Origin of the sequence: Bradyrhizobium sp. 956_D2_N1_4, assembly GCF_052076025.1 — a bacterium.
Lineage (GTDB): Bacteria > Pseudomonadota > Alphaproteobacteria > Rhizobiales > Xanthobacteraceae > Bradyrhizobium > Bradyrhizobium barranii.
Window position 1 is genome coordinate 881,754 of sequence record NZ_CP197237.1, and the last position, 12,828, is coordinate 894,581.

At 62.7% G+C, this 12,828-nt stretch carries 11 protein-coding genes; 5 read left to right on the forward strand and 6 right to left on the reverse strand.

The genetic code is table 11. The features are described 5' to 3' along the window. Position 1: 1 nt before the first annotated feature. The gene (locus tag AB7535_RS04215) at positions 2-3,184 is read left to right on the forward strand and encodes an efflux RND transporter permease subunit (protein ID WP_439037227.1); all 3,183 of its coding nucleotides are present in this window, start codon (positions 2-4) and stop codon (positions 3,182-3,184) included. A 173-nt stretch (positions 3,185-3,357) separates the two neighbouring features. Here the strand turns inward: AB7535_RS04215 and AB7535_RS04220 are convergent, their stop codons facing one another. Next, positions 3,358-4,065 (reverse strand): LysR substrate-binding domain-containing protein, encoded by a 708-nt coding sequence (locus tag AB7535_RS04220; protein WP_085404516.1) that lies wholly within the window; start codon positions 4,063-4,065, stop codon positions 3,358-3,360. Positions 4,066-4,239: 174 nt separating this feature from the next. Here AB7535_RS04220 and AB7535_RS04225 point away from each other — a divergent pair, with 174 nt between their 5' ends. The 3 genes from AB7535_RS04225 (at position 4,240) to acuR (ending at position 7,232) form a co-directional block, all read left to right on the forward strand. Next, positions 4,240-4,758, forward strand: coding sequence for a hypothetical protein (locus tag AB7535_RS04225; RefSeq protein ID WP_085404515.1), 519 nt, complete (start codon positions 4,240-4,242; stop codon positions 4,756-4,758). A 28-nt stretch (positions 4,759-4,786) separates the two neighbouring features. After that, positions 4,787-6,472, forward strand: a complete 1,686-nt coding sequence (locus AB7535_RS04230; protein WP_135215063.1) for an alpha/beta hydrolase domain-containing protein — start codon at positions 4,787-4,789, stop codon at positions 6,470-6,472. 127 nt (positions 6,473-6,599) lie between these two features. After that, the gene (acuR, locus tag AB7535_RS04235; protein WP_085404513.1) at positions 6,600-7,232 is read left to right on the forward strand and encodes an acrylate utilization transcriptional regulator AcuR; all 633 of its coding nucleotides are present in this window, start codon (positions 6,600-6,602) and stop codon (positions 7,230-7,232) included. Positions 7,233-7,556: 324 nt separating this feature from the next. Here acuR and AB7535_RS04240 read toward each other — a convergent pair whose 3' ends face one another. Together AB7535_RS04240 and AB7535_RS04245 are read right to left on the reverse strand one after the other, a co-directional pair. After that, positions 7,557-7,826: an HGGxSTG domain-containing protein gene (locus AB7535_RS04240; protein WP_085404512.1), complete on the reverse strand. Its 270-nt coding sequence runs from the start codon at positions 7,824-7,826 to the stop codon at positions 7,557-7,559. Further along, a complete protein-coding gene (locus AB7535_RS04245) occupies positions 7,823-8,494 on the reverse strand; it encodes a hypothetical protein (protein ID WP_085404511.1) in 672 nt (223 codons plus the stop codon). Before AB7535_RS04245 ends, AB7535_RS04240 begins: the two co-directional genes overlap by 4 nt. Positions 8,495-8,914: 420 nt before the next feature. On the opposite strand from AB7535_RS04245, the gene AB7535_RS04250 reads away from it, so the two are divergent. Beyond that, entirely contained in the window at positions 8,915-9,889 is a 975-nt protein-coding gene (locus AB7535_RS04250) for a Bug family tripartite tricarboxylate transporter substrate binding protein (RefSeq protein WP_085404510.1), read from the forward strand. A 157-nt stretch (positions 9,890-10,046) separates the two neighbouring features. On the opposite strand, the gene AB7535_RS04255 is transcribed toward AB7535_RS04250, so the two are convergent. The 3 genes from AB7535_RS04255 to AB7535_RS04265 all read right to left on the reverse strand — a co-directional run bounded on the left by AB7535_RS04255 (position 10,047) and on the right by AB7535_RS04265 (position 12,602). Continuing rightward, entirely contained in the window at positions 10,047-10,322 is a 276-nt protein-coding gene (locus AB7535_RS04255; RefSeq protein WP_085404509.1) for a hypothetical protein, read from the reverse strand. Positions 10,323-10,401: 79 nt separating this feature from the next. Further along, entirely contained in the window at positions 10,402-11,259 is an 858-nt protein-coding gene (locus tag AB7535_RS04260; RefSeq protein ID WP_085404508.1) for a VOC family protein, read from the reverse strand. Positions 11,260-11,411: 152 nt separating this feature from the next. Then, positions 11,412-12,602: a urate hydroxylase PuuD gene (locus AB7535_RS04265; RefSeq protein ID WP_085404562.1), complete on the reverse strand. Its 1,191-nt coding sequence runs from the start codon at positions 12,600-12,602 to the stop codon at positions 11,412-11,414. Between the last annotated feature and the right edge of the window lie 226 nt (positions 12,603-12,828).

Here is a 12,828-nt window from a genome sequence, read left to right on the forward strand (position 1 = left end):
CATGGCTGGCGGTATCTCGGCTCCCTTCATTCGCCTCCCCATCGCGACGTCGCTGCTGATGGTCGGCATCGTCTTCGTCGGGATCATCGCCTATCCGCAATTGCCGGTGGCGCCGCTGCCGGAAGTCGACTTCCCCACCATCCAGGTCTCCGCCAACCTTCCCGGCGCGGATCCGGAAACGATGGCTTCTTCGGTGGCGCAACCGCTCGAATCGCAGTTTGCGCTCATTCCCGGCGTCTCGGAGATGACGTCGCAGAGCCAGACCAGCTCGACCCAGATCGTTCTGCAGTTCGATCTCTCGCGCAACATCGATGGCGCCGGCTCCGACGTGCTCGCCGCCATCAATGCCGCGAGCGGGCAATTGCCCAAGAACATGCCGGCCCCGCCGACCTACAGAAAGGTCAATCCGGCCGACTCGCCCATTCTCACGCTCGGTGCCACCTCGACGACGCTGCCGATGACGCAGGTGTCCGACGAGACCTACACCAAGCTCGCGCAGGCGATCAGCCATATCAGCGGCGTCGGCCAGGTCAGTGTCGGTGGACAGCAGGCGCCGTCGATCCGTGTCCAGATCGATCCCGCCAAGCTGGTCGCCAAGGGCCTGTCGCTGGAGGATGTGCGCACCCCGCTCTCGGTGATCACCGTCAACAATCCCAAGGGAACCCTCAACGGCGACACGCGCACCTACACCGTCTATGCCAACGATCAGTTCACCAAGGCCGAGGCCTGGAACGACATCGTCATCGCCTATCGGAACGGCAGTCCCGTCCGTGTCGGCGACATCGGCCATGCCGTCAGTGCGCCGCTGGACAATACCCAGTACGGCTGGGTCGACGGCAAGCCCGGGGTGTTCCTGGTCATCTTCAAGCAGCCCGGCGCCAACGTCATCGACACCGTCGACAGCGTCATGAAGCAGCTGCCGCATCTGCAGGCCGGCATTTCGCCGGCCATCAAGGTCTCGGTGCTGTCGGACCGCACGCAGACGATCCGCGCGGCGGTGAAGGACGTGCAGTTCACGCTGCTGCTGACGATCGGCCTCGTCGTGATGGTGATCTTCGTCTTCCTGCGCAGCGTCTGGGCCACCATCATCCCGTCGATCACGGTTCCGCTCGCGCTGCTGGGCGCCTGCGCGCTGATGTGGATAGCCGGCTACAGCCTCGATAATCTGTCACTGATGGCCCTCACCATCGCGGTCGGCTTCGTGGTCGACGATGCCATCGTGATGCTGGAGAACATCACCCGCTACATCGAGGAGGGCGAGACGCCGATGGCCGCCGCGCTCAAGGGCGCCAGCGAAATCGGCTTCACGATCATCTCGATCTCCGTTTCGCTGATCGCGGTCTTGATTCCGCTATTGCTGATGAGCGGGATCATCGGCCGCCTGTTCCGCGAATTTTCGGTGACGCTCGCGATGACGATCGCCGTGTCGGCCCTGGTATCGCTGACGTTGACGCCGATGATGGCGTCGCGCTTCCTCAAATCGCACGACGAGGAGCATCACGGCAGGCTCTATATGCTCAGCGAGCGGATGTTCCAGGCCCTCGTGAACGGCTACGCGCGCGGCCTCGACCTCGTGCTGCGTTTCCGCTTCATCACCTTGATGGTGTTCTTCGCGACGATCGCGCTGACGGTCTATCTCTTCGTGATCATCCCCAAAGGGTTCTTTCCGCAGCAGGATACCGGGCTGATCACCGGAGTCGTCGAAACGTCGCAGGACGTGTCGATCGCCGATATGGCGAAGCACATGCAGGAGATCGGCGCGATCGTGCTGAAGGACCCTGCGATCGACCACATGGCGATGCGGATGGGCGGAAGCGGCAATACGCTCAACGACGGCACGATGTACATTACGTTGAAGCCGCGGGATGAACGCACCGACTCGGCCGACCAGGTCATCCGTCGTCTGCAGGTCCAGACGGCGAAGGTCCAGGGCGCGCGGCTCTATCTCCAGTCGGCGCAGGACGTTCGTGTCGGCGGCCGGGCCTCCCGGACGCAATTTCAGTTCACGCTGCAGTCGACCGACATGGACCAGCTCAACACATGGGCCCCGAAGCTGCTCGCGAAGATGAAGGAGATGCCCGAGCTTCGCGACGTCGCGTCCGACCAGCAGACGTCAGGCACCACGCTGACGCTGTCGATCGACCGCAATCAGGCCGCGCGTTTCGGGATCACGCCCGACGTGATCGACGCGACCCTGTATGACGCATTCGGGCAGCGGGAGATCGCGACATATTTCACCCAATTGTCGACCTACTATGTCGTCCTCGAGGTGCTGCCCTCGCTCCAGAAGAATCCGTCCACGCTGGAGCAGATCTACCTCCGCTCACCGACGACGGGGGGAGAGGTGCCATTGTCGGCGTTCACCAAGTGGACCACGGCTCCAGTGCGGCCGTTGGCCATCAATCACCAGGGCCAGTTTCCTGCGGTGACGATCTCCTTCAATCTCGCGCCCAACGTCGCGCTCGGCCAGGCGACGCAGGCGATCGACGCGATGGAACAGCAGATGAACGTGCCGGCCGCGATCACCTCGACTTTCGCAGGCACGGCGAAGGCATTCCAGGAGTCTCTCTCCTCTGTGCCTTTGCTGATCGTGGCGGCGCTGATCGTGGTCTATCTCATTCTCGGCGTGCTCTACGAGAGCTACATTCACCCCTTGACGATTCTGTCGACCCTGCCGTCGGCCGGTGTCGGTGCTCTGGCGACGCTCCTCATCTTCCATTTCGACTTCAGTTTGATCGGGTTGATCGGCCTCGTCCTGCTGATCGGCATCGTCAAGAAGAACGGCATCATGCTGGTCGACTTCGCGATCGCGGCGGAGCGGGATCAGGGCCTGTCGCCGGTTGAGGCCATTCGAAGGGCATGCCTTCTGCGCTTCCGTCCGATTCTGATGACCACGATGGCGGCGGTGCTCGGCGGCGTGCCGCTGATGCTCGGCCACGGCACCGGCTCGGAGCTGCGTCAACCGCTCGGCTACGCCATGGTCGGCGGTCTCTTGGTCAGCCAGGTCCTGACGCTCTTCACCACGCCGGTTGTCTATCTTTATCTGGACCGTGTCTCGCAATGGTTCAGTCCGAAACCACACGCAGGAAGCGATCCTCAGGAAGAGGACGTTGTCGACGACGGCGATCTGGACGTCGTCGAAAAGCTGGACCCGAAGAAATCAAGGGTCTTTGCGGCAGAATGACTGTTTGACATCCGCGCCGACGACGGCGAGCGCGGCGATCTGGCTCATGTATGCATGGCCAACGCGCGGCGGCTAACCATGCGCAAATTCGGACTGGTTGTACCTGATTTTCGTGATTGTCGGACCGTTTGACGATCAGCATTTCAGCTTCCGTCTGACAGTCTCCCCCTGCTTCACGCCACCGCCTGGGCAATGAAGTTGCGGACGATCTTCGAGGTCTCGCCACGCCGGAACGCCAGAGCCAAGCGCACGATTGGAGCGATCCCTTTGACCTCACGATAGGTGACGCCGGTTACATGAAGCTGGCGCATTGACGCCGGCACGAGCGAAAAGCCAAGCTCAGCTGCCACCAGGCTGACGACAGAGCTGATCTGCGGCGCGGACTGCCCGAGGGTCGGCTCGAAGCCCGCCCGCCGACAGGCCGCGATGACTGTGTCAACCCAGGCCGATCCGCGCGGCGTCAGAATGAGCGGATCCCCCTTCAGCCTGATAAGATCGATTTCAGTCGACTTCGCCACCGGATGGCTTGCGGGCAATACGACGAGCATCGGCTCGTTGGAGAGACGCCGAAACTGTAGATCGTCCTCGCCCTCATCGGGGCGCAGGAACACCGCGTCCCGCTCTCCTTCCCGAAGGCCCGCAAGGAGGCGGGATGTGCTTGCTTCCTCCAGCGTCAGATCCACATCGGGATAAGCTCGGCGAAACGATCGGATTGTCGAGGTAACAACGGGATTAAATGGTGCCGAGTTGGTAAAGCCCACCCGCAGCGAACCGATTTGACCCCGCGCAGCCCTCTGCGCGGCGCGAATGGAGCGCTCCGCCGGCCTTGTCCGACAAAGCGCTGTCAAAAAAGATTGATGGGCGAAATCGCTTGCAGCCAAGCCGAATACTAGACGATCGGTCTAATGTATGGCACCTCGGAAAAGCGCGGTGAAATCAGCTTTGGTTGGGGCTCGGTCGCTACCGAGCGCTGACTGGTTGATGAGGGAATCTTCAACAAACATCGTCCGACCATATCTTCATGGTTGGGTGGATTTCAGCATGAGAGGTCACGCATGTTTCGCAGTATCGCGCTTGGAATGATGATCACTCTCGCAATGGCTCTAACCGCGCCGGTGGCCATTGCGCAGCAAAAGCACCACGTCAGCTATGATACGCCGGCAACTCAGACGGTATACACCCAACAACACGTCATCGACGTTGGCGACATTCCGGGACATCAAGCTCGGCTCTTCGAAATTCGGCGGACCTATGGTGACGATGCCCCCCTTATCAACGGATCGAGGTTGAAGGAGCAGTGGACACGCGGCATGTCGGACTACATCGACAACAACGGTCCGGCTCTCATCTACAACGTTTGGATACTGGAGAACGGGGAGAAGTTTTTTGTCAGGACATCTCTGGTCGCTCAAAGCAGTGGAGATGGGAAACTTACGAACATGACATCGGGCGTCATTACCGGTGGCACGGGTAGCCTCGCCAGAATGCGTGGCATCATCAGCAGTCATGGCCCGTCCGAGCCGAAGGCCGGCACCAATGCAAATCAGACGGACATCGACTATTGGATGGAGTGAGAAGGCCTTCGCCATAGGCGATGGACCGGTGAAAAAGTTGCCGGTCCATCATGTCCGTTCTGATACGGCGTGTCGTGATCAAAAAATGCTCGAAACCAGCCGCTATCCCCTATGGAGAATTCTCATGCCGCACCGTCGAAACGGGCGAATTGTGATGTTCTTGTTTTGCTTGTTCAGCCTGATCTCTACGGCGCGGCCAGTGAGCGCAGAAGTTACCCGGATCGAGTTCACGTCGAAGCAGCCTTACGGCACATTTCGCGCCGGCGACTATGTGATCTGGCAGGGCAAGATCCGCGGCGACCTATCGCCGCAAGAAGCCATCCCTGGGATCAACAAGGCGCCGCGCAATGAACGCGGGCGCGTCGACTACGCGGCGAAGGTCATTCTCATGATGCCGGCGGCTCCGCGCGGGGAAAACGGCGCGTTGCTGGTAGACGTACCCAACCGCGGGCAAGTCTGGGCCGAGGCGATCTACAACTCGCCACGCGACGTGCGGTTTCTCCCGGGCACGCTGGAGCAGGGCACCGGCTTTCTTCAAGACCATGGTTTCGCGGTTGCGGAGGTATTTTGGGAGCTTGGACAGAGTGCGGACCTGCCTTCGTTCGCTGACGCCGATGGCAAGACACGGTTCGTCGAGGGAGTGGGCTTTGCGATCGTCCGCGATGCCGCGGATTTCTTCGCGCATGCAGCTTCTGACAAGGGTGGAACGCCCAACCCGCTCAAGGGAGCGATCAACCGCGTGCTCGCGAGCGGCAGGTCGCAGGATGGACGATTCCTGAAGACCTTTCTCCTGAACGGCTTCAACATGATGGGCAACCGGCGCGTCTTCGACGGAATGCATGTGTTCGTCTCGGCCGCTGGCCTTCTACCGATCCTGCAGACGGGCCTTGGACCAATGTCGAGCGCCGAGGGGGCTCCAACATTCGACAACCCGGATTTTCCCGGCGTGAATGACGGACCGCTCACGATCGGGGAGATCACGGCCAAGGTCGAGGCGCGCGGCGAGGTGCCTCCGAGGATGATACTCGTGAGCTCCACCACGGACTACTATTCGCTGCGCGCTTCGCTTGGCCGCACGGGCGCGTCCGGAACCGCGGATCAGCCACTGCCCGCCAATGTGCGGATGTACGATATCGCGGGAGGCCCGCATATACCCGCCCCCAAGGCACCGGCCTGCACACTGACGCCAGGCCGCCTCGATTGGTCGCCGCTGTCGCGGGCCCTCCTGCTGCACCTTGATGCCTGGGTAAGCCGCGGCACCAAGCCGCCCGCCAGCGAGCTGATGTCGCTTGAAGCCGCGGGCGGCGAGCCACCTGCGCTGCGCGCCCCGACTCGGCTTTCCGCCGCAGTGATACAAGTGCCAAAGCGCGATCAGGACGGCAATGCGCTCGGCGGCGTGCGGCTGCCGGATGTCGCGGTGCCGACCGGCACCAATGGCGCCCAGAACCAGCCGCAGACATTCACCTGCATGCTGATCGGGTCCTTCTCGCCATTCGCAGCGACGAAAGCGGAACGAGAGCGTACCGGTGACGCCCGCCCGTCGATCGAAGAGCGCTATCACGGCCGCGACGATTACGTGAACCGGATCCGGATCGCCGCCCAGGATCTGCTAGCGCGTGGGTTTCTGCTGCCGGAAGACGCGGCAGTGATCGTTCAGGAAGCCGCGTCGACTAACCTGTTCGCGCCCGCACCAACGAATGCCGAGCCACGTTGAGTGAGCCAAGCCGGAGCCTAGGCCTACCACCGAACTGGTGGATGGAGTGAGAGGGTTTCCGCCACCTGCAGAACGCCGCATCACGGGCAGTTTGCTTCTTCTAGACGATCGGTCTATTACGATTTGCATGAGCAAGACGCTGCCTCGCCGCCGTCGCGGGCGACCTCCTAAGGAACTTGCCGGCACCAGCGCGACCCGTGACGCGCTTGTCCGTGCAGGTGTCGTTATGCTGACGGAGAAGGGCTATTCCGCGACGGGGATCGAGGAAGTCTTGCGGAGCGTCGACGTGCCAAAGGGGTCGTTCTACCACTACTTTCCGAGCAAAGAGGCATTTGGAGCGGAGCTGATCGACAGCTACGCTGGCTACTTTTCGCGAAAGCTCGACAGCTTCTTCCTGAACGAGCAGCATTCCCCGCTCGAAAGGCTCAGAAGTTTTACCGACGATGCTACGTCCGCCATGAAGCGCTTCCGTTATGCGCGAGGCTGTTTGGTGGGCAATCTTGGGCAGGAGATGAGCGTACTTCCACAATCATTTCGCCAGCAGCTGTTCGATGTGTTCATCGACTGGCAGCAGCGCACTGCCAAGTGCTTGAGAGCTGCCCAGGCTACTGGTGCAATCTCTTCCAACCAAGATTGCGACTGGCTTGCCGAGTTCTTCTGGATCGGTTGGGAGGGCGCGGTTCTTCGCGCCAAACTCGAACGCCGTTCCGAACCGCTTCATTCCTTCTCGAAGGGCTTTTTCAAGCTCCTCGGTGAATGAGTCGTTTTTCGTGTAGATGGCCGAAGGCACAATCCACCACACTATCTCCGCGCTATCATTTCAACCGACTTGATCAGCCGCTCGCGCTCGGCCGCGAGAGCCTGCCGATCTAGAGCATCCCGTTGAGCTGATCGATCTCATGCTCGTGGCAAACGGCGCTAAGGTTGCGATTCTTGGTTTTGCAAGTGCATCCCCGAGTTGATCTGAATAAATGTCGCCTTCTGGCCCATCGCGACCTCTTGCCTTGCCGCACGAACCTGGTCGCTATTGGGGCAACGCAGACGTAGCCTTCGCATCACGCCGCGGGGTTTATGGGCACACGGCCTAGCCCAGCTCCTGCAGCAGCTTCCGCGTCTCGCCCAGCAACGCCCGTATCGCCCTTCGTTCTGCGATCCGGTCCTGCGTGAATAGCCCATGCTTCCGCGCATTTTGATTTCCCTTCGGTGCGCCTGATCTCGCGGCGCTGCCATGCATGCGGCAGCGGGTCTTGCCGTGCACCGCCGGCGCGAGGCAGGCGCTGCCGCTGCGTGTCCTGGCGCCGCAGCGCGGACTCGCCAGCATCGCAGCCATGTTGCGGGGGTGATCGCCGCTCATGCGGTGGCACCTTGTGCGGCATCGACCAGTTCATGTTCGCCTTCGCCGGCTTCGCGAGGCGAGACCGATCCTGCTCCCATCGGCGTGTCCGCGACGCTTTGCTCCGTTACGATCATGCCCGTGTGCTGGACGGGGTGGCTCGCGATGGCTCCTGCGCCATCCTGCACCGTCAGACTCTCCACCGTGATCGCCCGCTCGCCATTGTTGCGGTACCGGTTGAGCGCCTCGACCTGGGCCGGAAAGATTCGCGCCAGCTTGGCGAGCGCGCGTGACGCGCTGTCCTGCCGCGGGATGTCGTCAGCGAAGGCGAGGCGATGGGCGCAGCGCATCGCCAGGACGTGAATGGAGACCATCTGTGCCGCCAGCATGGCCTCGATGGAGTCCCGCGGCGCGATGCTCTTCATCATCGAGATCATGAAGGCGAGATTGGCCTCGTCCGGCTTCTGCGCAGTCACGCTGGCCTTCACCAATTGCTTCAGGATGCCTTGCAACGCGTCACGGTCGACGGCACCGAGCGCGTCGGCTAGCAGCCGTTCGCCGGTTCTCGGGTCGGGATGATCGATGGCAATGCGCCGCCTGTAGAGTTTGACGCGCGGGCTCGCAGCCGGGTCGCTGCGATCGTTTGCCGCAACCGGCGGCGTGGTGTGGCGATCGGGGGATGTCGTCATGTGTCGTGTCCTTTACCGGCGCAGGTGCGCGAACGACCGCTCGCGTGCTGCGCGGCTACGAATTTTGAGATGTCGATGAGAGGCTTGCGCGCGATCGCGGCGAGTCGCCCGAGGAGCGGGCGGCCTGGACGCTGGCGATTGTTGCGATGATGCCATCATGCCGGTGTTTTGCCCGACGTGTCAAACTGCATTTCGTGGTATCCGAAGGTTCTTGTCCTGCGCAAGTCCTTGTCCTGACAGGGGCCGGCTACTGTGCATGGGGTTGTTTTCGCATTTTTTGTTTGGATGCGGCTCTCGCGTGCCGCACGACGGAATGCCGGCGTGCAAACGCGATTGCGAAATCCGGCGCGACCGCTAATCATGATCTCCAGAGGCGCCGCACCATGCAAAAGCGGCAGCGCGGGTCCGGGGAGAGAACGAATGCAACGAACGCTTCGCCTGCTGGCGATTGTCGCCGGATTGTGCGTGACGACCGAGGCTCTCGCGCAGAAATATCCGACGCGTCCGGTCAAGATCATGGTCGGCTTCAGCGCGGGCGGCCCGGTCGATGTGGTCGCGCGCATCGTCGGCGACCGGCTGAGCAACAAGCTCGGCCAACCCTTCGTGGTCGAGAACCGCGCCGGCGCCAACGGCATGATCGCAGCCGAGGGCGTGGCGCGCGCGGACGCGGACGGCTACACCATCCTCGCCTGTAACTCGTCCACGATCACGCTCAACAAGACGCTGTTCAAGGACGCCCGCTACGATCCGCAAGGCGATTTTGCGCCGCTCACCACCGTCATCTCGGCGCCGCTCGTTCTGGTGGTCAATCCCGAGAATCCCAAAACGGCCAACATCAACACCGTCGCCGATCTGGTCGCGGCGGCGAAGGCCGCGCCCGGCGCGCTCGCCTACGGCTCGGGCGGCAACGGCAACCTTGCCCATCTCGCCATGGAGCTGCTCAGCCAGAAGGCCGGCATCAAGCTGATTCACGTGCCCTATCGCGGCGGCGCGGCATCCGAGGTCGGCATCCTCGCGCAGGAGGTCCTGGCGGTGTTCGATCCCTTGTCCGCCGTCCCGCTGGTGAAGGCCGGCAAGCTGCGCGCGCTTGCGGTGTCATCGGCCGAGCGGCTGCCGGCGCTGCCTGACGTGCCGACCGTCGCGGAGGCCGGCTATCCCGGCTTCGATATCTCGTTCTGGGTCGGCTTCTTCATGCCGAAGGCCGTGCCCGCGCCGATCCGCGAGACGCTGCACCGTGAGATCGTCGCCGCCGCCAGGGATCCGGCGTTGCAGGAGCGCCTGGAGTCGCAAGGCGTCGTCAGCGTGCTCAGCCCGGCCGACTACGCCGCGAAGATCGCCAAGGAGACGACGGATCTTGCCGAGGTCGTCGCGGCCGCGAACATCAAGGCGGAGTAGGGGGCGTCACGCGAGAGGATCTGCTTGCGGTAGCGGATCAGGGCTCGCTCGATGCGAGGCGCACGGCGCGGGCCTTCGCGCCGGTCGTCTTCCTCGATGCGCCGACGGAATCCTCATTAAAGCAGCAGGGAAAACCGGCCGCGAAGCGGGCTTCGAGCTAGTCCTTGGGAAAATCCTTGCGCATCGCGATCTCGGCGGCGTCGCCGGGCGACAGCACCGTTTGCTCAAAAGCCGGCTGCGGCTTCGTCATGATGTCATAGAGCGAAATGCCCTTGATCGGCTTATCCATGAGCACGCGAACGCAGTCGGCGAGCGTGCCGTTGTAGACGAGATAGGGCGGACCCCGGTCCTTCTGTCTCTCGCCTTTCAGCGACGGCCACTTCTTCAGTTCGGCCGGCGCGTCATAGGCGATCGGCGATTCCTCTTTGAACATGCGCTTGGCCTCGGGCGGCGTGAAAAGCCCGAAAAGCCTAGGCTTGCCCGGTAAACGCTTGTTAAAGAATTAGTTCAAATCAGCCGGCAACGAAGGCGAGCAGGGTGCCGTTGGCCTTGGCCGGTGGCACGCAGATCGCGGCCCCGCTGCGCAACGCAGCCGGACCCAACGCCTTCTCGGTGGCTGCGAGATCGCCGCTGACGAGGACCAGGGCGGCGCCACCGCGCGCGGAAAGGCCGGTGAGCGGCACGCCGGGATAGCGTCTGCCGAGCTGGTCCAGCGTCAGATAGACGAAGTCGGCGCGGTCGCCGCCGGACGGCACGGCGACTGCACCGTCGGCTTCCGCCTTCGGTTCGCGGTCGATTAGGCGGCCGAGATGCGCCGCATCCTGCGCGGGCTCGGGCGTTGCGATCAGCGTCTGCCTGATCCGCTTCGCCGCATTGGCGTGCTTCATCAATTCAGGAATCCACACCGTCTCGCGGGTCTTGTGCTGGCAGGCGAAGATGCGCACGCCGCCGGGCGCCTCAGCGGTCGGCCACATGAAGGTGCGGAATTTTGCAGCCGAGATCGTGCCATCGGGCAGCGTCACCGGCCGTTCGAAATCGGTCGGGCCGATCGGCGTCAGGCCGCGCGCACGGATCTCCTCGGCGCCGGCTGCGCTGTCGATCGCCGTGAAGGCGATGCGCTCGATGCCCTCGCCGTGCCTGTCGACGAAGGCGCGGGCCGGTGCGTTGTGCTCAGTCGCCACCAGCACGCCGAGCAGCTCCATATAGTCGGGGTCGAACATGATGGTGTAGTTGCCGGTGCCCATATGCGCGCTGTGGGTGCCGCGCGGCGACAGGGTGAAACCGAGCTGCCTGTAGTTTTCGGCGGCCTTGTCGAGGTCCCGAACCATGACCACGGCGTGGTCGATACCGATGATGTTCTTGAGGGCCACTGTTCTTTCCCCGCAGCAAATGCAAATTTCGATCTGGACCGCGCCAGCGGCCGCTGGCCCTGTCTACGCCGGATAGGCGATCAAGTCATTTTCAAATCGGCGCTAGATGCGGAATTTCATTTCGCGAAATGCGGTATCGACGCGCGATGGCGTCACTGCGCCTGCTCGATATAGGCGGCGAGAATGGCGCGCTCCTCGCTGGTCATGTCGGTGATGTTGCCCGGCGGCATCGCATTGGACCACGCCGCCACGCGGCCGATCAGGCGGATGTTGCGATGGATGTGCTCGGGCGCGTCGAGCAAGATGCCTTTGGGCGCGGTCACGATGCCGGCCCAGACCGGCTCTGCCGCGTGGCACATGCTGCAACGGGACATCACGATCTCCTCGACATTGGCGCGCGTCGGCTGTGCCGACAGCGCGCCCGTCTTGACCTCGCGCGGGCCTGCGGCGGAGAGCAAGAGGATCGCAATCACGCCCAATGCGGCGACACCCCACACCCACCACGGCGATTTGTGCCCCGCGTGCCGCTCGTTGAAGAAGTGGCGGATCACGGGGCCGAGCGCCAGAATGATCGCGACGATGATCCAGTTGAAGCGCGTCGCGTAGAGCAGAGGATAGTGATTGCTGATCATCAGCACGACGACGGGCAAGGTCAGGTAGTTGTTGTGAACCGAGCGCTCCTTGCTGGCCTTGCCGAGCTTCGGATCGGGCGCCTGTCCCGCGATCAGGCTGGCCACGATCTTCTTCTGGTTCGGGATGATCAATGCGAACACGTTGGCGACCATGATGGTGCCGATGATCGCCCCAATCTGGTTGAAGGCGCCGCGCCCGCTCAGGACGTGGGTGAAGGCGTAAGTGAGCGCGACCAGGAACAGATAGCCGCCGATGGCAAAGGGCAGCTCGCGCTGCGCAAGCCCGGTGCGGCAGGCCGCCTCATAGAGCAGCCATGCCAGCGCCAGGCTGCAGAAGCTGAACAGCCCGGCCTGGATCGGTGTGAGGTCGAGAATCGACTTGTCGACCAGGAACAGGTCGGCATCGAGATAGTACACCACCACCATCAGCGCGAAGCCGGACAGCCAGGTGGTGTAGGCCTCCCATTTGAACCAGGTCAGCTCCTCCGGCATCTGGCTCGGAGCCACCAGATATTTCATGATCCGGTAGAAGCCGCCGCCATGGACCTGCCAGGCTTCGCCCTGCACGCCGTCCGGCAGGTCAGTCTTCGGCTTCAGGCTGAGATCGAGGGCGATGAAGTAGAAGGAACTGCCGATCCAGGCGATCGCCGCCACCACGTGCAGCCAGCGCAGCAGCAGGCTCGCCCATTCCGATATGATGGATCCCCACATGATCACCCCATCAATTGCGACCTGGATGCCGCAGCTTTGATGACCGCAACCGGCGGTCGCGCCCTTACAATGTGTCGCACCGATCTGCCGCATTTTCCAGTACGATGGGCCGTGGCCGATGCACATCGTGCGGGCATGAGCTGACGTGGGATTCGGCAGGTGTTTGAACTGCCGTAGAACATTTGCGGACCTATAAGCGTCGACGTTCAGGACGCGCAGGCTGGGA